Consider the following 19,302-nt stretch of genomic DNA (forward strand, 5'->3'; position numbering starts at 1 on the left):
GCGGACCTTCCGCTACGGAGACAACTTCCCTGGGGGACCGCACACATGACCGGTCGTCACCCCACCCACCACACCACCCTCATTCGGCAGAGCCCGGAAGGCATGGGGAGCCGGCCATGGCGCTCGCGCAGCCCGAACCGGGCGGGATGCTGCAGGGGCGGTCCGGTCCGCGCGACGTGGACCGGACCGGACCGCTGCGCGGCACGCTCGCCACCACCGCCTGCATGGAGACCCTCCAGGTGGGATACCTGCACGCCGTCGCCGCCGCGGCCGGCTGCTCGCTCTCCCAGCCCTTTCCGGACAACGGCATCGACTGGCAGGTCAACCACGGCGCGCCCGAGCACGTCGTCGACGACGAGGTCACCATCAAGGTGCAGCTGAAGGCGACCTACCAGGTACCGCCCAGACCGGCGGGGCCCACCTTCGCGTTCACGCTCGACAACGAGCACCTGGTCAAGCTGGCCCGCACACCGGTCGCCGTCCACAAGATCCTCGTCGTGATGCTCGTCCCGCGCGAGCGCGACCAGTGGCTCGCCGCCGGCCACGACCGGCTCGATCTGCGGCACTGCTGCTACTGGACCAACCTCGCCGGGCACCCCGTGACCGGCCGGCGCCGGACCACCGTGCGGATCCCGACCACGCGGATCTTCGACGACCGGGCGCTGTGCGAGATCATGACCCGGGTCGGGTCGGGAGGGACACCTTGATGCACTGGCACTCACCGAACCTGGAACCGCTGAGGTCCCCGTCGGAGTACGGGGACTTCTCCGACTCGGGGACGCCCGACCCCGCCCACGTCGACCCGGCCGTGCTGGGCGCCTTGCTGCACCGGCACGGCTGGCAGCGCCGGGGCGGGGCCGCGGGACGGTACGGGCGCTGGACGCCGCCCGCCCTCCACGGGCCGGGCGGCGCGGGTGCCAGCCTCCTCGTACCGGAGAGCCGGGCCTTCCCCGACTGCGCGGACCTGCTGGAGGAGGCGCTGACGGCGCTCTCGCGCAGCGCGCTGCCCTCCGCGCGGGAGGTGCTGTACGGACTGAGCGTGCCCAGCGACGAGATCCGCTGGGAGCGCCGGATCCCGGACGGCCCCGAGGGACCGTACGGACCCCAGGGCGCGGCGGCGTGGACGGTGCAGGAGCAGCTCCGCTCGGCCGCCCGGCAGCTCCTGCTGGCCGGGGCGCTCGCGGACCGGGCCAGGGCCGGGTACTACGGCGCCCGCCACCGCGGCCAGGCCGAACGCGCCCTGGACGGGGTCCTGGTGGGGCCGGCCCCGGGCGGGCGGGTGCTCACCGCGTACGTCCCGGTGGACGGCGGGCGGGGCACCGTGACCCGGCTGCACCACGCGCTGCACGCGGCGCGGGAGGCCGTGGACTACCGGCGGGCCACCGGCGGCATGGAAGCGTTCGACGCGGCGGTCGAGGCCGGGGTCAGCCGGGAGCTGGCCGACGCGCTGATCGCGCTGGTGCGCGGCTCGGAGGGGGCCCGGATCGCGCTGGCCTGGGCTCCGGCGGCGGGGGTTCCGGCGGGGTGCGCGGCCCGCCCCGAGCCGGTGGAGTTCTCGCCGGGGGACCTGCCGGTGCTCCGGGAGGCGGCGGCGCGGTACACCCGGGACGAACCGGCGGTGCCGGTGCGGGTGGCGGGGGCGGTGGTCCGGATGCGGCGTTCGGCACCGGGCGGCGGGGGCACGATCCGGCTGCGGGTGCTGGCGGGGGCCGAGGTGCCGTACGTACGGGCGGTGCTGGACGAGGAGGCCTACCGGGTGGCGGGGCACGCGCACCTGGTGGGCCTGCCGATCCGGTTGAGCGGGCGGCTGCAGCGCCGGGGCGGCTTCCGGCGCCTGACGGACGCCACCGGCGTGAGCCCGGTCCCGCTGGACGAGGTCGAGCGCGACCGCCTGATGAAGTCCCTGGACGAGGCGCTGGACCCCACGGACGTCCTCCCCTCGGACGACTAGGCGGTGTCGGGCGGGGGCGGGCCGGCCGCTCCCGCCGCCGCGACGGCGCGGACCAGAGTGTCGAGTCCGTCCTTGATGCGGTCCACGTCCCAGCCGCGCCCGGTGCGCTGGAAGTCGAACAGCCCGGGTGTGAACGCCATGAGGAGCAGGTCCGCGAGGTAGCAGGCGTCCGGGCCGGGGGCGAGCTCGGCGACCATGCCGGTGATCTGCTCGTGGTGCCGGCGGAACGGGGCGCTGTGGTAGCGCCCGGCCGGGGCGCTCGCCTCGGCCAGGAGCAGCAGCCCCCTGTTGGCCTCGACGAGGTCGGCCAGGCCGTGCAGGAAGCCGCGCAGCCGTTCGTGCGCCGAGGGGCGCTCTTCCTCGCAGCGCCGCGTGAACGCCGCCTGGAAGAGGTTCTCGTTGTCCTCGATCAGCGCGTAGACGAGTCCCGCCCGGTTGTGGAAGCGCCGGTAGACCGTACCGACCCCGACGCCCGCCTCCTTGGCCACCGCGTCCAGGGACAGATCGGCCGCGCCGTCCGCCGCGAGGAGGCTCCGGGCGGCGTCGAGGATGCGGAGGCGGTTGCGGGCGGCGTCGGCGCGCTCGGCGGGGGCGGGGGTCATGTGCAGCAGGGTAGCCGAGGTAGCGGAGAGTTCTCCGGTTACCTCTTGAGAAACGGAGGACTCTCCACTTAGGCTGGCGGGGCGTCAACCGGAGAATCCTCCGGTCCAGGCCCCGTACTCCGGCGTCCCGCGCCCCGCCCCTCAGGAGACCGCCATGACCGCCACGCCCGCCGACACCTCCGCCCCCCTGCTCGACGGCCGGTCGATCGGCATCGCGTACCACGCCATCGCCGCCGTACGGGACCGGCTCCTCGCCGCCTCGGGGCTGACCTTCCACCAGTCCGTGGCCCTGAAGGCCGTGGCCGACGGGCTCGACCGGGCCGGGGCCGCCGACCACGTGGGCGCGACGCTCCGGATCGGCGCCGCGCGGGTGGACGCCCTGCTCGGCGCACTCGCCGGTGCCGGGCTGGTGGAAGGCGAGCGCCCCTGCCTCACCGGGAAGGGGCGCGACATCCAGGAGCGCTACACCGGCGCCGTGGCCGGGCTGACGGAACGGCTGTACGCGGACATCCCGGCGGCCGAGCGCGAGATCGCCGCCCGCGCGCTCGCCCACGTCGCGGCCAGGGCGAACGCCGAACTCGCGGCCGGGTAGCCGCGCCGGCGAGCGGGCGGGGCACGGTGTCCGCCCCGGCGATCCCGTGAAGGAACAACCGTTTCGCGGCGGAGCCCCGTGGCTCGGTACGATTCAGGCGCGCGGCGTTCGCTCGCGCATCCCCTGAGTCAGGAGAGACCGGTGTCAGACGTCCGTGTGATCATCCAACGCGATTCCGAGCGGGACGAGCGCGTGGTGGCCACGGGCACTACGGCGGCCGAGCTCTTCGCCGGCGAGCGCACCATCGTCGCCGCGCGCGTCGCGGGTGAGCTGAAGGACCTCTCGTACGAGGTGAAGGACGGCGAGACCGTCGAGCCGGTGGAGATCTCCTCCGAGGACGGCCTGAACATCCTGCGCCACTCGACCGCGCACGTCATGGCGCAGGCCGTGCAGGAGCTCTTCCCCGAGGCCAAGCTGGGCATCGGCCCGCCGGTCCGCGACGGCTTCTACTACGACTTCGACGTGGCCCGGCCCTTCACCCCGGAGGACCTGAAGGCCGTCGAGAAGAAGATGCAGGAGATCCAGAAGCGCGGCCAGCGCTTCTCCCGCCGCGTCGTCACCGACGAGGCGGCCCGCGAGGAGCTCGCCGACGAGCCGTACAAGCTGGAGCTCATCGGCATCAAGGGTTCGGCCTCGACCGACGACGGGGCGAACGTCGAGGTGGGCGGCGGCGAGCTGACCATCTACGACAACCTCGACGCCAAGACCGGCGAGCTGTGCTGGAAGGACCTCTGCCGCGGTCCCCACCTGCCCACCACCCGCAACATCCCGGCGTTCAAGCTCATGCGCAACGCGGCCGCCTACTGGCGCGGCAGCGAGAAGAACCCGATGCTCCAGCGCATCTACGGCACCGCCTGGCCCTCGAAGGAAGAGCTGAAGGCCCACCTCGACTTCCTCGCCGAGGCCGAGAAGCGCGACCACCGCAAGCTGGGCAACGAGCTCGACCTCTTCTCCGTCCCGGACGAGATCGGCTCCGGCCTCGCCGTCTTCCACCCGCGCGGCGGCATCATCCGCCGGACCATGGAGGACTACTCGCGCCGCCGGCACGAGGAGGAGGGCTACGAGTTCGTCTACTCCCCGCACGCCACCAAGGGCGCCCTCTTCGAGAAGAGCGGCCACCTGGACTGGTACGCGGAGGGCATGTACCCCCCCATGCAGCTCGACGGTGGTACCGACTACTACCTCAAGCCGATGAACTGCCCGATGCACAACCTGATCTTCGACGCGCGCGGCCGCTCCTACCGTGAGCTCCCGCTGCGCCTGTTCGAGTTCGGCACCGTGTACCGGTACGAGAAGTCGGGCGTGGTCCACGGTCTGACCCGGGCCCGCGGCTTCACCCAGGACGACGCGCACATCTACTGCACCCGCGAGCAGATGGCCGAGGAGCTCGACCGCACACTCACCTTCGTGCTGAACCTGCTCCGCGACTACGGTCTGACCGACTTCTACCTGGAGCTGTCGACCAAGGACCCGGAGAAGTTCGTGGGCTCGGACGAGGTCTGGGAGGAGGCCACCGCCGTCCTCCAGCAGGTCGCCGAGAAGCAGGGCCTCCCGCTGACCCCCGACCCGGGCGGCGCGGCCTTCTACGGCCCGAAGATCTCCGTGCAGGCGCGCGACGCCATCGGCCGTACCTGGCAGATGTCGACCGTGCAGCTCGACTTCAACCTGCCGGAGCGGTTCAACCTGGAGTACACCGCCCCGGACGGCTCGCGCCAGCGCCCGGTCATGATCCACCGCGCGCTGTTCGGCTCGATCGAGCGGTTCTTCGCGGTGCTGCTGGAGCACTACGCGGGCGCCATGCCGCCGTGGCTGGCCCCGGTCCAGGCCGTCGGCATCCCGATCGGCGACGGGCACGTGGAGTACCTGCAGGAGTTCGCCGCCGAGGCGAAGAAGAAGGGCCTGCGGGTCGAGGTGGACGCCTCCTCCGACCGCATGCAGAAGAAGATCCGCAACCACCAGAAGCTCAAGGTCCCGTTCATGATCATCGTCGGTGACGAGGACATGGCCGCGGGCACCGTCTCCTTCCGCTACCGCGACGGTTCGCAGGAGAACGGCATCGCCAAGGACGAGGCGCTGGCCAAGCTGGCCAAGGTCGTCGAGGACCGCGTCCAGGTCTGACGGGTCTGACAGGACAGGTCTGACAGGACAGGTCTCTGACAGGTCTGACCCGCGCAGCGGTTCACCGAGGGGCCCCGGGAGAGCTTCCGCCTCCCGAGGGCCCCTCTTCCTCGCCCTCCCGGCGGAAGACCTGGATCAGCCAGGACGAGAAGGAACCGGTCACGGCGCCCAGCAGGCCCAGGCCGAAGGTCATCAGCCCGACGGCGATCAGCCGCCCCCGCGCCGTCACCGGGGCCACGTCCCCGTAGCCGACCGTCGTCAGCGTCTGGCACACGCACCAGACCGCGTCCCAGAACGTGTGGATCGGGGAGTGCGGGTCGGTGTGTTCGACGTGGTACATGCCGAGCGAGCCGGAGAAGCCGAGCAGCACCGACGAGAGACCGGCGTACGTGATCACGCGCGGGTAGAGGCTGCGGCGCGGGCGGTCGTGGTGCTTGGCCTCGATGGCGTCGTGGACCTTGACCATGCGCAGCGGCCGCAGCGTCGGGAGCAGGACGACCAGGGCGTCCAGCCAGTGCAGCCGGATGAAGCGCCGCGGCCGCAGGCCGCTGAGGACCAGCCGCACCAGGAAGTCCACGATGAAGCAGAACCAGGTCACCAGGACCACGACGCTGGCGACGTCCCGCCAGAGGCTGTGGGCGTCGTTGGCCAGGACGCGGACCGCGTACCCGGCGAGGAAGACCAGCGAGGCGTAGAACAGGGGCAGCTCGGTACGGCGCTCCCACACGGCGTCCCGGGTCTCGGCTTGTGCGCGCATGGGCCCAGCATCGCGGCCCCGGTGCCGGTCCCCGCCCCGGCGACACGCCCGCCGGGGGCAAGGTCATATGCTGCATCCCATGACGACTGAGCCGGAGCAGCAGATCGGTGTGGGCACGCAGGACGCGTTCCAGCGTCTGTGGACGCCCCACCGGATGGCCTACATCCAGGGGGAGAACAAGCCGACCGGTCCGGAGGCCGGGGACGGCTGTCCCTTCTGCGGGATTCCGGAGATGTCCGACCAGGACGGCCTGGTCGTGGCCCGGGGCAAGCACGTCTACGCCGTGCTGAACCTGTACCCGTACAACGGCGGGCACCTCATGGTGGTCCCGTACCGGCACGTCGCCGACTACACGGAGCTCGACCCCGCCGAGACGGCCGAGCTGGCCGATCTCACGAAGCGGGCGATGGTCGCGCTGCGCAAGGCGTCCGGGGCGCACGGGTTCAACATCGGCATGAACCAGGGTTCGGTCGCGGGGGCCGGTATCGCGGCGCACCTGCACCAGCACATCGTGCCCCGCTGGGGCGGGGACACGAACTTCATGCCGGTCGTCGGCCACACCAAGGTGCTGCCCCAACTCCTCGCGGACACCCGCCAGATGCTCGCCGACGCCTGGCCCGTCGGCTAGGAACGCGACCCGGGGGGCCCGGAGCCGGCACCGGCTCCGGGCCCCCCGGGTCTAGGCGTCGTACGCGTCCGCCTTGCGCGGGGCGGCGTCCTGGACGAGCCCGCTGACGATCATCGAGCGGTTGCTGAAGCGGTCGATGTCGGCGCCGTTCTCCTCCAGCACCCGCAGCGCGGCCGCGTGCACGGCCCGCAGGACCGGGGTGGCGGCGCGCAGGGCGTCGTCCGCCATGAAGCGGTGGCGCCAGGGCTGGCCCGCCCAGACGTGGCGCAGGCCGAAGGGCTCGGGCAGGACCAGCTTGCCGCCGAGGTAGTCGAGTATCGGCGGGAACCAGGTCAGCGGGGCGCGGACGGCGAGGCGGACCACTTCCTGGGCGTCCACCAGCGGCAGGGGCCGCTCGACGGTCTCCCAGAACCGGACCGACTTGGGCACCTCGACCTTCGGCGCCGCCGACTTGCTGGTGAACAGGCCGTGCACCGGCCCGAGGGCGTGGCCGGTCACCTCCACGCGCAGGGTCTTGTAGAGCACGGTGACCGTCACCAGCATGGTGATCACCAACTGGCCGTCCCAGAGCGGGTACTGGATGCCGAGGTAGTGCCGGTTGCCGCCGCTGAACTGCTGCTCGTTGCAGATCCGGGTGATCTCGTGCGGTTTGACGAGGAAGGTGTCCACGTCGGCGCCGGTCGGACGGGCCACCTCGCCCGCGCCCTCGCCGACCGGGGTGACGATCCAGTGCTGGATCGAGGCGGGCGGCAGACCGCCGGTGTGCAGCGGGCCGCGCTCCAGCTTGCGCAGTTCGGCGTCGACCGCGCGTATGACGTCCCAGCTGCGGAACGGGTGGATCTCCATGCCCTCGGTCTTGGGCACGAGCTCCTCGGCCATCTGCCAGCTGCCCCAGCGGGTGCCCATGCCGAGGATGCCCTTGGGGCCGGCGTAGAAGACGGAGTTGCTGCGGTCCTCGGCCGTGAGCTTGGCGAGCGAGTGCCGCAGGTCTTCACGGGCCTTCTCGTCGGGGTTGCCGGGCACCGCCTCCGGGATCTTCGCGCCGATGCCGCTGCCGGCCAGCAGCCCGTCCCAGCGCGAGCGCAGGTCGGCGGCGGTGGCCTCGCAGATCCGGCGGGCCAGGAGCCAGCCCACGGCCGGGGCGATGATCATGCCGCGCAGGTAGAGGCCGAGGAAGCCGGTGAACGGCAGCCGGAACATGAGCACGGCCGCTATGACGGCGACGCCCACGAGCAGGAGCGTGCCCAGCCACGAGCGCTTTCCGTCCCCCTTGGACAGCGTCTTGCGGAGCTGGAAGAGGCCCAGCCACAGCAGGAGGCCGGGCAGGAAGACCACGCCGGCCACCAGCATGATCAGGCGCAGCTTGCGGTCGCGCTCCTTGCGGATGCGCGAGGCGGCCAGGCAGTGCTCGACGACGGTCTGCGGGTCGAGGCCGAAGGACTGGATGAGCGGTTTGCGGCCGGCGCCGAGGGTACGGGCCTCGACGGCGCGGCAGAACGCCTCGCCCAGGTTGGGCTCGAAGAGCGAGATCTTCGGGGCCTTGACCGTGGACTTGTGGTACTCGTTGTCGGCCTTGAGTATGTCGGACAGCTTGGTGTCCTTGCCGCCGTCCCGGTACGCGGCCGACGCGAGGGCGTTGGTCGCCGCGGTCTGGCCACCACCCCCCTGGAGGGGGACCTGCGCCCCGGGCCTGAAGTCGAATCCGTCGTCCGCCACCGTTGCCCCCATCGCTGTGCGTTGTGCTCTTTTGCCGCGCAGATGAGCCTATCGGCGTATCTCTTCCCATGGTCATGGGACAGGGAAATGCCGCCCACCGCAAGCGGCTTGGGTGGGCGGCCGCCGGGGAAGGCCCCTGGCGCTGTGTCCGTCAGATTCCCTTCTCGGCCTGTTCCCGCACCTTGTCCGCGATCTGGGGCGGCATGGGCTCGTGGCGGGCGTAGGCGCGGGTGAACCGGCCCGTACCGTGCGACACCGAGCGCAGTTCGACGGCGTACCGGCCGATCTCGATCTCGGGGATCTCGGCGCGGACCTCCGTACGTCCGGCGCCCGCCTGTTCGGTTCCGACGACGCGGCCGCGGCGGCCGGCGAGGTCGCTCATGACCGGGCCGACGTACTCGTCGGGGACCAGGACGGAGAGCTCCGCCACCGGTTCCAGGAGGTGGATGCGGGCCTCGGCGGCGGCTTCGCGCAGGGCGAGCGCCCCGGCGGTCTGGAAGGCGGCGTCGGAGGAGTCCACCGAGTGCGCCTTGCCGTCGAGCAGGGTGATGCGCACGTCGACCAGCGGATAGCCGGCCGCGACCCCGCGGGCGGCCTGGGTGCGTACGCCCTTCTCGACGGAGGGGATGAACTGGCGGGGCACCGCGCCGCCGACCACCTTGTCGACGAACTCGATGCCGCTGCCCGGCGGGAGGGGCTCCACCTCGATCTCGCAGATGGCGAACTGGCCGTGCCCGCCGGACTGTTTGACGTGCCGGCCGCGGCCCGCCGCCTTGGCGCCGAAGGTCTCGCGCAGGCTCACCTTGTGCGGGACGGGGTCGACCTGGACCCCGTAGCGGGTGCGCAGCCGCTCCAGCGCCACGTCCTGGTGCGCCTCGCCGAGGCACCACAAGACGACCTGGTGGGTGTCCGGGTTCTGCTCCAGCCGCATCGTGGGGTCCTCGGCCACGAGCCGGGCCAGGCCCTGGGAGAGCTTGTCCTCGTCGGCCTTGCTGTGGGCCGCGATGGCGAGGGGGAGCAACGGGTCCGGCATCGGCCAGGGCTCCATGAGCAGGGGCCGCTCCTTGGCCGAGAGGGTGTCGCCGGTCTCGGCGCGGGTGAGTTTGGCCACGCACGCGAGGTCCCCGGCGATGACCTGGGTGAGGGTGCGCTGCTGTTTGCCGAAGGGGGAGGTGAGGGCGCCGATCCGCTCGTCGACATCGTGGTCCTCGTGGCCGCGGTCGGCCAGCCCGTGCCCGCTGACGTGCACCGTCTCCTCGGGCCGCAGGGTGCCGGAGAAGACGCGCACGAGGGAGACGCGCCCGACGTAGGGGTCGGAGGAGGTCTTGACGACCTCGGCGACCAGCGGCCCGTCCGGATCGCAGGTGACGTCCGGGCGCTCGGCGCCGTCGGGGGCGGTGACGGACACGGCGGCCCGCTCCAGCGGCGTGGGGAAGCCTCCGGTGATCAGCTCCAGGAGTTCGACGGTGCCCAGGCCCTGGCGGGCCCCGTCGGCGGCGGGGGCGGCCATCAGGACGGGGTGGAAGGTGCCGCGGGCGACGGCGCGCTCCAGATCGTCGACGAGGGTCTTGAAGTCGATGTCCTCGCCGCCGAGGTAGCGGTCCATGAGGCTCTCGTCCTCGCTCTGCGCGATGATGCCCTCGATCAGGCGGGAGCGGGCGCCGGAGATGAGGTCGAGCTCGGCGGGCTCGGGGTCGCGCTCCACGCGCTCCCCGGAGGTGTAGTCGTACACGCGCCGCGAGAGCAGGCCGAGGAGGCCGGCGACCGGGGTGTGCCCGTCGGGGCCGGGGGGCCCGTACAGGGGCAGGTAGAGCGGGACGACGGCGTCGGGGTCGTCGGCTCCGAAGATCTCCCCGCAGACCGTGGTCATCTGCGCGTAGTCGGCCCGGGCCGCCTCCAGATGGGTGACGACGATGGCGCGGGGCATGCCGACGGCCGCGCACTCGTCCCAGAGCATCCGGGTGGCACCGTCGATGCCGTCCGAGGAGGAGACGACGAAGAGGGCCGCGTCCGCGGCGCGCAGACCGGCCCTGAGCTCGCCGACGAAATCGGCGTATCCGGGGGTGTCCAGAATGTTGATCTTGATGCCGGCCCATTCGACGGGGACCAGGGACAGCTGCACGGACCGCTGCTGCCGGTGCTCGATCTCGTCGTAGTCGGAGACGGCCGTGCCGTCCTCGACCCGGCCGGCCCGGTTGACGGCGCCCGCCGTCAGGGCGAGGGCTTCGACGAGGGTGGTCTTGCCGGCTCCGCTGTGGCCGACCAGCACGACGTTGCGCAGCGACGACGGGCGGTCGGCCGCCGGTGCCCTGCCGGCGGCTCCGGCTTGGTGTGATGTGGCTCCCATGATGCTCGTGCCTCCCGGTGTGACGGTGAGGAGGTTGAATCGGGGTCCTTCGAGCTTTGCACCGGCGTCACACTGCGTCCATACGTAGTACTCGCCGCTGTCCGGAGCACGACACGGGGACGGCGGGGCGATTGCCCGGCCCGAACCGGTGGGTGCGCGGCGCCGGGGGCCCGGGGCGCTGGCTACGATGGGCCAGCCGGTGGCCGATGTGGCCGCGCGGCCCAGCGACCCTCCGGGAAGGCCATGCTGAACAAGTACGCGCGTGCATTCTTCACGCGTGTTCTCACGCCATTCGCCGCATTCCTCCTCCGGCGGGGGGTGAGCCCGGACGCGGTCACCCTGATCGGCACGGCCGGAGTGGTGGCGGGCGCGCTGGTCTTCTTCCCCCGGGGGGAGTTCTTCTGGGGCACCATCACCATCACCCTGTTCGTGTTCTCCGACCTGGTGGACGGGAACATGGCCCGCCAGGCGGGCGTCTCCAGCCGCTGGGGCGCCTTCCTCGACTCCACGCTCGACCGGGTGGCCGACGCGGCGATCTTCGGCGGCCTGGCCCTCTGGTACGCGGGCAACGGGAACGACAACGTGCTCTGCGCGGTGGCGATCTTCTGCCTGGCCAGCGGCCAGGTGGTCTCGTACACCAAGGCCCGCGGGGAGTCGATCGGGCTGCCGGTGGCCGTCAACGGACTCATCGAGCGCGCCGAGCGGCTGGTGATCTCGCTGGTCGCGGCCGGTCTGTCCGGGCTCCAGACCTTCGGGGTGCCCTCGTGGATCGGGGTGCTGCTGCCGATCGCGCTGTGGATCGTTGCGGTGGGCTCGCTGGTCACGCTGATCCAGCGGGTGGTCACCGTACGCCGTGAGGCGGCGGAGGCCGACGCCGCGGCCGCCGTGGCCGAGGGCGGCGCGGCCTGATGGCCGGCACGCTGCGGGACAAGCTGGTCGACGGGCTGTACGGGCTCGGCTGGGCCGGGGTGAAGAAGCTGCCGGAGCCCGCCGCGGTGGCGCTCGGGCGCCGGATCGCCGACTATGCCTGGAAGAGGCGCGGCAAGAGCGTGCTGCGGCTGGAGTCGAACCTGGCCCGCGTGGTGCCGGACGCCTCGCCGGAGCGGCTGCGCGCGCTGTCGCAGGCCGGGATGCGCTCGTACATGCGGTACTGGATGGAGTCCTTCCGGCTGCCGACGATGGAGACCAGCCGCTTCGGCCAGGACGTCCTGATGAAGGACGAGCACATCCTGCGCGAGGCCCTCGCCTCCGGCCGCGGGGTCGTCGTGGCCCTGCCGCACCTGGCCAACTGGGACCTCGCCGGGGCGTGGGCCGTCGGCCACCTCGGCGTCCCCTTCACCACGGTCGCCGAGCGGCTCAAGCCCGAGAGCCTCTTCGACCGCTTCGTGGCCTACCGCGAGAGCCTCGGCATGGAGGTCCTGCCGCACACCGGCGGCGCCGCCTTCGGCACCCTCGCCCGCCGGCTGCGCTCCGGCGGGCTGGTCTGCCTGGTGGCGGACCGCGACCTGTCCGCCTCCGGCGTGGAGGTGGACTTCTTCGGCTCCACGGCGCGCATGCCGGCCGGGCCGGCCCTGCTGGCGCAGCAGACGGGGGCGGTGCTGCTCCCGGCGACCCTGTACTACGGGGACACGCCCAGGATGTACGGCCGGATCCACCCCGAGGTGACGGTGCCGCAGGCCGGTACCCGCGCCGAGAAGACCACCGCCATGACCCAGGCGGTCGCGGACGCCTTCGCGTCGGGCATCTCCGAGCACCCGGAGGACTGGCACATGCTGCAGCGGCTGTGGCTGGACGACCTGGAGGAGCGCGCGCAGTGAAGATCGGCATCGTGTGCCCGTACTCCTGGGACGTACCGGGCGGCGTCCAGTTCCACATCCGCGACCTCGCCGAGCACCTGATCCGCCTCGGCCACGAGGTGTCGGTGCTGGCCCCGGCGGACGACGAGACGCCGCTGCCGCCGTACGTGGTCTCGGCGGGGCGGGCGGTGCCGGTGCCGTACAACGGGTCGGTGGCCCGGCTGAACTTCGGCTTCCTGTCGGCGGCGCGGGTGCGGCGCTGGCTGCACGACGGCGTCTTCGACGTGATCCACATCCACGAGCCGGCCTCGCCCTCGCTGGGACTGCTGTCCTGCTGGGCGGCCCAGGGACCGATCGTGGCCACCTTCCACACCTCGAACCCGCGCTCGCGGGCCATGATCGCCGCGTACCCGATCCTCCAGCCGGCGCTGGAGAAGATCAGCGCGCGGATCGCGGTGAGCGAGTACGCGCGCCGCACGCTCGTGGAGCACCTGGGCGGCGACGCGGTGGTGATCCCCAACGGGGTCGACGTGGACTTCTTCGCCTCGGCCGAGCCCAAGCCGGAGTGGGGCGGGCAGACCCTCGGGTTCATCGGCCGGATCGACGAGCCCCGCAAGGGGCTCCCCGTGCTGATGGCCGCCTTCCCCAAGATCGTGGAGGCCTGCCCGGACGTACGGCTGCTCGTCGCGGGCCGCGGCGACGAGGAGGAGGCCGTGGCCTCCCTGCCCGCGGACCTGCGCGAGCGGGTGGAGTTCCTCGGCATGGTCTCGGACGAGGACAAGGCGCGGCTGCTGCGCAGCGTCGACGTGTACGTGGCCCCGAACACCGGCGGCGAGAGCTTCGGCATCATCCTGGTCGAGGCCCTGTCGGCGGGGGCCGCGGTGCTGGCCTCCGACCTCGACGCGTTCGCCCAGGTCCTGGACCAGGGGGCGGCGGGGGAGCTGTTCGCCAACGAGGACGCGGACGCGCTGGCAGCCCGCGCGGTGGCCCTGCTGGGAGACCCGGAGCGCCGCGCGGAACTCGGCGCCCGCGGCTCCGCGCACGTGCGCCGCTTCGACTGGTCGACGGTCGGCGCGGACATCCTCGCGGTCTACGAGACCGTGACGGACGGCGCGGCGGCGGTGGCCACGGACGAGCGGGTGAGCCTGCGCACCCGCCTGGGCCTGACCCGCGACCCTTCCTGACCGGTACGGGGTACCCGGTACCGGGATCCCGGGCCCCGGCGCGGGATCCCGACCCGTGCGGATCCTGACCCGGGTGCCGGGGTCCTGACGACCGACCCGGAATCCGTCACGGCCCCGCGCACGGGGTAATGTCGCGGGCCGTGATCGAAACCCTTGTCTGGACCGTCCTCGCGCTCGGCGTCGTCGGGGTCTACCTCAGCTGGACCGCCGGACGGCTGGACCGGCTGCACTCGCGGATGGACGCCGCCCGCGCCGCCCTCGACGCGCAGCTCGTACGGCGCGCCTCGGTGGTGCTCGAAGTGGCCACCTCCGGAGTGCTCGACCCCGCCTCCTCGATCGTCCTGTACGAGGCCGCCCACGCCGCCCGCCAGGCCGACGAGGAGAACCGCGAGGTCGCCGAGAGCGAGCTCAGCCAGGCGCTGCGCGCGGTGTTCGCCGATGCCGACCAGGTGGACCTGCTCAAGTCCGCCCCCGGCGGCGAGGCGGCCGCCGAGGAGCTGGCCGCGGCCGTCCGCCGGGTGCCCATGGCGCGCCGGTTCCACAACGACGCCGTACGGGCCGCCCGCGCGCTGCGCCGGCACCGCAAGGTCCGCTGGTTCCGGCTGGCGGGCCACGCCCCGTTCCCGCTCGCCTTCGAAATGGACGATGAGCCTCCGGTGGATCTTGCCGACCGGCCGTAGCGGAACGCATCGGCCTCAGTTGTACCCAAAGGCCAAGTTGAAAGGGGCCACCGGCTCCTCATTGGCCCTTGCGGTGGACTGGTCCGGAAGGGTTTGCTCGGCGCAGTAGCACCGCGGTCCGTGGCTCACGCCCGGGGGCGGTACCACCGCAGCACCCGTCTTCCTTCGAGTGAGGTCAATCCGTGAGCACGCTTCCCTCCACCCCGCAGTCCGCTGAGTCCGCGATCGGCACCTCCCGCGTCAAGCGCGGCATGGCCGAGCAGCTCAAGGGCGGCGTGATCATGGACGTGGTCAACGCCGAGCAGGCGAAGATCGCCGAGGACGCCGGCGCCGTGGCCGTCATGGCCCTGGAGCGGGTCCCCGCCGACATCCGCAAGGACGGCGGCGTCGCGCGCATGTCGGACCCGAACATGATCGAAGAGATCATCGAGGCCGTCTCCATCCCCGTCATGGCCAAGTCGCGCATCGGCCACTTCGTCGAGGCCCAGGTCCTGCAGTCCCTCGGCGTCGACTACATCGACGAGTCCGAGGTCCTGACCCCGGCCGACGAGGTCAACCACTCCGACAAGTGGGCGTTCACCACCCCCTTCGTCTGCGGTGCCACCAACCTGGGCGAGGCCCTGCGCCGCATCGCCGAGGGCGCGGCCATGATCCGTTCGAAGGGCGAGGCCGGCACGGGAAACGTCGTCGAGGCCGTCCGCCACCTGCGCCAGATCAAGAACGAGATCGCCAAGCTGCGCGGCTTCGACAACAACGAGCTGTACGCCGCCGCCAAGGAGCTGCGCGCCCCCTACGAGCTGGTCAAGGAGGTCGCCGAGCTCGGCAAGCTCCCGGTCGTGCTGTTCTCCGCCGGTGGCGTCGCCACCCCGGCCGACGCCGCACTGATGCGCCAGCTCGGCGCCGAGGGCGTCTTCGTCGGCTCCGGCATCTTCAAGTCGGGCGACCCGGCCAAGCGCGCCGCCGCCATCGTGAAGGCCACCACCTTCTACGACGACCCGAAGATCATCGCGGACGCCTCCCGCAACCTGGGCGAGGCCATGGTCGGCATCAACTGCGACACCCTCCCCGAGGCCGAGCGCTACGCCAACCGCGGCTGGTAGTCGACATGACCAACCCGTTGATCGGTGTCCTGGCCCTCCAGGGCGACGTACGGGAGCACCTGATCGCCCTGGCCGCGGCGGACGCCGTGGCCAGGCCGGTCCGGCGCCCCGAGGAGCTCGCCGAGGTCGACGCCCTGGTGATCCCCGGCGGCGAGTCCACGACGATGTCGAAGCTCGCCGTCCTGTTCGGCATGCTGGAGCCGCTGCGCGAGCGCGTGAAGGCCGGTATGCCGGTCTACGGCACCTGCGCCGGCATGATCATGCTCGCCGACAAGCTGCTCGACGGCCGTGACGACCAGGAGACCCTGGGCGGCATCGACATGATCGTGCGCCGCAACGCCTTCGGCCGCCAGAACGAGTCATTCGAAGCGAAGATCGATTTCGCGGGCATAGAGGGCGGCCCCGTCGAGGGCGTCTTCATCCGCGCCCCGTGGGTCGAGTCGGTCGGCGCCGCCGCCGAGGTGCTCGCCACGTACGAGGGCCACACGGTCGCCGTGCGCCAGGGCAACGTCCTCGCCACCTCGTTCCACCCCGAGCTGACCGGAGACGACCGGGTCCACGCGTACTTCGTCGACATGGTGCGCGCTGGGCTGTAAACAGGTCCCGGTAGGATCTGAGGTGCACACTGTTGGTTACGCGAAGGAGACAGGCGGATGTCCGGCCACTCTAAATGGGCTACGACGAAGCACAAGAAGGCCGTGATCGATGCCAAGCGCGGCAAGCTCTTCGCGAAGCTGATCAAGAACATCGAGGTCGCGGCCCGTATGGGCGGTGCCGACATCGACGGCAACCCGACCCTCTTCGACGCCATCCAGAAGGCCAAGAAGAGCTCGGTCCCGAACAAGAACATCGACTCCGCGGTCAAGCGCGGCGGCGGCCTTGAGGCCGGCGGCGCCGACTACGAGACGATCATGTACGAAGGCTACGGCCCTAACGGTGTCGCGGTGCTCATCGAGTGCCTCACCGACAACCGCAACCGCGCCGCGTCCGACGTCCGCGTCGCCATGACCCGCAACGGCGGATCGATGGCCGACCCGGGCTCGGTCTCGTACCTGTTCAACCGCAAGGGCGTCGTCCTGCTGCCCAAGGGCGAGCTCTCCGAGGACGACGTCCTGGACGCGGTGCTCGAAGCCGGTGCCGAAGAGGTCAACGACAACGGCGACACCTTCGAGATCATCAGCGAGCCGACCGACATGGTCGCGGTCCGCACCGCGCTCCAGGAGGCGGGCATCGACTACGACTCGGCCGACTCCAGCTTCGTCCCGACCATGCAGGTCGAGCTCGACGAAGAGGGCGCGCGCAAGATCTTCAAGCTGATCGACGCGCTGGAGGACAGCGACGACGTGCAGAACGTCTTCGCCAACTTCGACGTCTCCGACGAGGTCATGGAGAAGGTCGACGCCTGATCGGGCATCAGCGGCGGGCCGGCGGGGACACACCCCGCCGGCCCGCCGCTTTGTCAGTGCCACCGGTTAGCCTGCACGCACTGGTGATGGACGGACCGTAGGGGGGTGGTGCAGTGCGCGTACTCGGCGTGGACCCGGGACTGACCCGGTGCGGTGTCGGCGTCGTCGAGGGGGTCGCCGGCCGCCCGCTGGCGATGCTCGCGGTGGGGGTCGTACGGACGCCCGCGGACGCGGAGTTGGGGCACCGGCTCGTCGCGATCGAGCAGGGCATCGAGGAGTGGCTGGACCGCCACCGGCCCGAAGTCGTCGCCGTGGAGCGGGTGTTCAGCCAGCACAACGTCAGCACGGTGATGGGGACCGCCCAGGCGAGCGCCGTCGCCATGCTGTGCGCGGCGCGCCGCGGGATACCGGTCGCCCTGCACACCCCCAGTGAGGTCAAGGCCGCCGTCACCGGCTCCGGCCGGGCCGACAAGGCGCAGGTCGGGGCCATGGTGACCCGGCTGCTGCGGCTGTCCGCCCCGCCCAAGCCGGCCGACGCCGCGGACGCCCTCGCCCTCGCCATCTGCCACATCTGGCGGGCCCCCGCCCAGAACCGCCTCCAGCAGGCGGTCGCCCAGCACGCCCTGCACGCCTCGAAAGGCCGCCCCTCATGATCGCCTTCGTCAGCGGCCCGGTCGCCGCGCTCGCCCCCACCCTGGCCGTGATCGAGGTCGGGGGAGTGGGCATGGCCGTGCAGTGCACGCCGAACACCCTCGCCGGCCTGCGCACGGGTGAGACGGCGCGGCTGGCCACCTCGCTGGTCGTACGGGAGGACTCGCTGACGCTGTACGGCTTCGCGGACGACGACGAGCGGCAGGTCTTCGAGCTGCTGCAGACGGCGAGCGGGGTCGGGCCGCGCCTCGCCCAGGCGATGCTCGGCGTGCACAGCCCGGACGCGCTGCGCCTGGCGGTCGAGTCGGGGGACGAGAAGGCCCTGACGGCCGTCCCCGGGATCGGGAAGAAGGGCGCGCAGAAGCTGCTGCTGGAGCTGAAGGGCAAGCTGGGGGCGCCGACCGCGGTGGTCGGGGCCCAGCGGGCCGTGGCGTCCGGACCGGCCCCCTGGACGGAGCAGCTCTCGGCGGCGCTGATCGGGCTCGGCTACGCGTCGAGGGACGCGGAGGAGGCCGTCGACGCGGTGACCCCGCAGGCGGAGGCGGCCATCGCCGCCGGTGGCAGCGCCCCCGTACCGCAGCTGCTGCGCGCCGCCCTCCAGTCCCTGAACCGCACCCGCTGACCCCCCGGGGCCGGGTACCGGCGACGACCACCGCACTGACGCAGAAGGCAGACTGACCACCGTGAACTGGGATGACGAGAGCGACGACCGGATCGTCGCGGCGGCGGCGGACGGCGAGGACACCGCCGTGGAGGCGGCCCTGCGCCCCAAGGACCTCGGCGAGTTCGTCGGCCAGGAGAAGGTCCGCCAGCAGCTCGACCTGGTGCTGAAGGCCGCCCGCCAGCGCGGCGCCACCGCCGATCACGTGCTGCTCTCCGGCGCGCCCGGACTCGGCAAGACCACCCTTTCCATGATCATCGCCGCCGAGATGGGCGCGCCCATCCGGATCACCTCCGGCCCCGCCATCCAGCACGCCGGCGATCTCGCCGCCATCCTGTCCTCCCTCCAGGAGGGCGAGGTCCTCTTCCTCGACGAGATCCACCGGATGTCCCGGCCCGCCGAGGAAATGCTCTACATGGCCATGGAGGACTTCCGCGTCGACGTGATCGTCGGCAAGGGGCCGGGGGCCACCGCCATCCCGCTGGAGCTGCCGCCCTTCACCCTCGTCGGGGCCACGACGAGGGCCGGCCTCCTCCCGCCGCCGCTGCGCGACCGCTTCGGCTTCACCGGGCACATGGAGTTCTACGCCCCCGAGGAGCTGGAACGCGTCATCCACCGCTCCGCCCGCCTCCTCGACGTGGAGATCGACACCGCCGGCGCCGCCGAGATCGCCGGCCGCTCGCGCGGCACCCCGCGCATCGCCAACCGCCTGCTGCGCCGCGTCCGCGACTACGCGCAGGTCAAGGCCGACGGAGTGATCACCCGGGAGGTGGCCGGCACCGCCCTCCAGGTCTACGAGGTCGACGCGCGCGGTCTCGACCGCCTCGACCGCGCCGTGCTCGAAGCCCTGCTCAAGCTGTTCGGCGGCGGCCCCGTGGGCCTGTCCACCCTCGCCGTGGCCGTCGGGGAGGAGCGGGAGACCGTCGAAGAGGTCGCCGAGCCGTTCCTCGTACGGGAAGGCCTGCTCGCCCGTACCCCGCGAGGCCGGGTCGCGACCCCCGCCGCATGGGTTCACCTGGGGCTCGTACCGCCCCACCAGCAGGGGAGTGGATCAAGCGGACAACAGGGCTTGTTCGGGGCCTGACGGCGCGGAGGTTGGCACCGTCAGGAACT

At 72.1% G+C, this 19,302-nt stretch carries 19 protein-coding genes; 15 read left to right on the forward strand and 4 right to left on the reverse strand.

The window, feature by feature from the left end; genetic code table 11:
• Positions 1-116: 116 nt before the first annotated feature.
• Positions 117-707 (forward strand): DUF4365 domain-containing protein, encoded by a 591-nt coding sequence (locus CP980_RS27025; RefSeq protein WP_150529257.1) that lies wholly within the window; start codon positions 117-119, stop codon positions 705-707.
• Positions 707-1,951 (forward strand): hypothetical protein, encoded by a 1,245-nt coding sequence (locus tag CP980_RS27030; protein WP_229907169.1) that lies wholly within the window; start codon positions 707-709, stop codon positions 1,949-1,951. The genes CP980_RS27025 and CP980_RS27030 overlap by 1 nt, the downstream gene beginning before the upstream one ends.
• Here CP980_RS27030 and CP980_RS27035 read toward each other — a convergent pair.
• Positions 1,948-2,553, reverse strand: a complete 606-nt coding sequence (locus tag CP980_RS27035; RefSeq protein WP_132760351.1) for a TetR/AcrR family transcriptional regulator — start codon at positions 2,551-2,553, stop codon at positions 1,948-1,950. The genes CP980_RS27030 and CP980_RS27035 overlap by 4 nt on opposite strands.
• Positions 2,554-2,707: 154 nt before the next feature.
• On the opposite strand from CP980_RS27035, the gene CP980_RS27040 reads away from it, so the two are divergent.
• Complete coding sequence (locus CP980_RS27040; protein WP_150529258.1) at positions 2,708-3,145, forward strand: hypothetical protein; 438 nt, start codon at positions 2,708-2,710, stop codon at positions 3,143-3,145.
• Positions 3,146-3,286: 141 nt separating this feature from the next.
• A complete protein-coding gene (thrS, locus tag CP980_RS27045; protein WP_123515335.1) occupies positions 3,287-5,263 on the forward strand; it encodes a threonine--tRNA ligase in 1,977 nt (658 codons plus the stop codon).
• A gap of 61 nt (positions 5,264-5,324) precedes the next feature.
• Here the strand turns inward: thrS and CP980_RS27050 are convergent, their stop codons facing one another.
• Positions 5,325-6,020, reverse strand: coding sequence for a potassium channel family protein (locus CP980_RS27050; protein ID WP_132760349.1), 696 nt, complete (start codon positions 6,018-6,020; stop codon positions 5,325-5,327).
• A 67-nt stretch (positions 6,021-6,087) separates the two neighbouring features.
• On the opposite strand from CP980_RS27050, the gene CP980_RS27055 reads away from it, so the two are divergent.
• Positions 6,088-6,648, forward strand: coding sequence for an HIT family protein (locus tag CP980_RS27055; RefSeq protein WP_099893731.1), 561 nt, complete (start codon positions 6,088-6,090; stop codon positions 6,646-6,648).
• 51 nt (positions 6,649-6,699) lie between these two features.
• Here CP980_RS27055 and CP980_RS27060 read toward each other — a convergent pair whose 3' ends face one another.
• Positions 6,700-8,364 carry a hypothetical protein gene (locus CP980_RS27060; protein WP_132760348.1) on the reverse strand — a complete coding sequence of 555 codons (1,665 nt, stop codon included), beginning with the start codon at positions 8,362-8,364 and terminating at the stop codon, positions 6,700-6,702.
• Between the two features lie 151 nt (positions 8,365-8,515).
• Positions 8,516-10,711, reverse strand: a complete 2,196-nt coding sequence (locus tag CP980_RS27065; RefSeq protein ID WP_150529259.1) for an elongation factor G-like protein EF-G2 — start codon at positions 10,709-10,711, stop codon at positions 8,516-8,518.
• Positions 10,712-10,954: 243 nt separating this feature from the next.
• Between CP980_RS27065 and pgsA the strand changes: the two genes are divergently transcribed.
• The 10 genes from pgsA to ruvB all read left to right on the forward strand — a co-directional run bounded on the left by pgsA (position 10,955) and on the right by ruvB (position 19,273).
• Positions 10,955-11,620, forward strand: coding sequence for a phosphatidylinositol phosphate synthase (gene pgsA / locus CP980_RS27070; RefSeq protein WP_008740487.1), 666 nt, complete (start codon positions 10,955-10,957; stop codon positions 11,618-11,620).
• Positions 11,620-12,528 (forward strand): phosphatidylinositol mannoside acyltransferase, encoded by a 909-nt coding sequence (locus tag CP980_RS27075; protein WP_150529260.1) that lies wholly within the window; start codon positions 11,620-11,622, stop codon positions 12,526-12,528. The genes pgsA and CP980_RS27075 overlap by 1 nt, the downstream gene beginning before the upstream one ends.
• Positions 12,525-13,691 (forward strand): glycosyltransferase family 4 protein, encoded by a 1,167-nt coding sequence (locus tag CP980_RS27080; protein WP_150529261.1) that lies wholly within the window; start codon positions 12,525-12,527, stop codon positions 13,689-13,691. The genes CP980_RS27075 and CP980_RS27080 overlap by 4 nt, the downstream gene beginning before the upstream one ends.
• A 140-nt stretch (positions 13,692-13,831) precedes the next feature.
• Positions 13,832-14,371, forward strand: coding sequence for a LemA family protein (locus CP980_RS27085; protein WP_099895875.1), 540 nt, complete (start codon positions 13,832-13,834; stop codon positions 14,369-14,371).
• A 182-nt stretch (positions 14,372-14,553) separates the two neighbouring features.
• The gene (gene pdxS, locus CP980_RS27090; RefSeq protein WP_030157377.1) at positions 14,554-15,471 is read left to right on the forward strand and encodes a pyridoxal 5'-phosphate synthase lyase subunit PdxS; all 918 of its coding nucleotides are present in this window, start codon (positions 14,554-14,556) and stop codon (positions 15,469-15,471) included.
• A gap of 5 nt (positions 15,472-15,476) precedes the next feature.
• The gene (pdxT, locus tag CP980_RS27095; RefSeq protein WP_099893736.1) at positions 15,477-16,067 is read left to right on the forward strand and encodes a pyridoxal 5'-phosphate synthase glutaminase subunit PdxT; all 591 of its coding nucleotides are present in this window, start codon (positions 15,477-15,479) and stop codon (positions 16,065-16,067) included.
• A gap of 57 nt (positions 16,068-16,124) precedes the next feature.
• The gene (locus CP980_RS27100) at positions 16,125-16,877 is read left to right on the forward strand and encodes a YebC/PmpR family DNA-binding transcriptional regulator (protein WP_099893737.1); all 753 of its coding nucleotides are present in this window, start codon (positions 16,125-16,127) and stop codon (positions 16,875-16,877) included.
• Between the two features lie 113 nt (positions 16,878-16,990).
• Positions 16,991-17,530 carry a crossover junction endodeoxyribonuclease RuvC gene (ruvC, locus tag CP980_RS27105; RefSeq protein WP_132761136.1) on the forward strand — a complete coding sequence of 180 codons (540 nt, stop codon included), beginning with the start codon at positions 16,991-16,993 and terminating at the stop codon, positions 17,528-17,530.
• Positions 17,527-18,150: a Holliday junction branch migration protein RuvA gene (ruvA, locus tag CP980_RS27110; protein ID WP_150529262.1), complete on the forward strand. Its 624-nt coding sequence runs from the start codon at positions 17,527-17,529 to the stop codon at positions 18,148-18,150. The genes ruvC and ruvA overlap by 4 nt, the downstream gene beginning before the upstream one ends.
• Before the next feature lie 61 nt (positions 18,151-18,211).
• Positions 18,212-19,273, forward strand: a complete 1,062-nt coding sequence (ruvB, locus tag CP980_RS27115) for a Holliday junction branch migration DNA helicase RuvB (protein WP_189999310.1) — start codon at positions 18,212-18,214, stop codon at positions 19,271-19,273.
• Positions 19,274-19,302: the final 29 nt, after the last annotated feature.

Source organism: Streptomyces vinaceus, from assembly GCF_008704935.1.
In the GTDB taxonomy this organism is placed as follows: Bacteria; Actinomycetota; Actinomycetes; order Streptomycetales; family Streptomycetaceae; genus Streptomyces; species Streptomyces vinaceus.

Excerpts from the sequence above, each read along its gene's own strand:
- CP980_RS27050 (WP_132760349.1), bottom strand. The coding sequence starts at position 6,020 with ATGCGCGCACAAGCCGAGACCCGGGACGCCGTGTGGGAGCGCCGTACC.
- CP980_RS27030 (WP_229907169.1), top strand. The coding sequence starts at position 707 with ATGCACTGGCACTCACCGAACCTGGAACCGCTGAGGTCCCCGTCGGAG.
- CP980_RS27025 (WP_150529257.1), top strand. The coding sequence starts at position 117 with ATGGCGCTCGCGCAGCCCGAACCGGGCGGGATGCTGCAGGGGCGGTCC.
- CP980_RS27035 (WP_132760351.1), bottom strand. The coding sequence starts at position 2,553 with ATGACCCCCGCCCCCGCCGAGCGCGCCGACGCCGCCCGCAACCGCCTC.
- CP980_RS27065 (WP_150529259.1), bottom strand. The coding sequence starts at position 10,711 with ATGGGAGCCACATCACACCAAGCCGGAGCCGCCGGCAGGGCACCGGCG.
- pgsA (WP_008740487.1), top strand. The coding sequence starts at position 10,955 with ATGCTGAACAAGTACGCGCGTGCATTCTTCACGCGTGTTCTCACGCCA.
- ruvA (WP_150529262.1), top strand. The coding sequence starts at position 17,527 with ATGATCGCCTTCGTCAGCGGCCCGGTCGCCGCGCTCGCCCCCACCCTG.
- CP980_RS27055 (WP_099893731.1), top strand. The coding sequence starts at position 6,088 with ATGCTGCATCCCATGACGACTGAGCCGGAGCAGCAGATCGGTGTGGGC.
- CP980_RS27075 (WP_150529260.1), top strand. The coding sequence starts at position 11,620 with ATGGCCGGCACGCTGCGGGACAAGCTGGTCGACGGGCTGTACGGGCTC.
- pdxT (WP_099893736.1), top strand. The coding sequence starts at position 15,477 with ATGACCAACCCGTTGATCGGTGTCCTGGCCCTCCAGGGCGACGTACGG.
- CP980_RS27040 (WP_150529258.1), top strand. The coding sequence starts at position 2,708 with ATGACCGCCACGCCCGCCGACACCTCCGCCCCCCTGCTCGACGGCCGG.
- CP980_RS27100 (WP_099893737.1), top strand. The coding sequence starts at position 16,125 with ATGTCCGGCCACTCTAAATGGGCTACGACGAAGCACAAGAAGGCCGTG.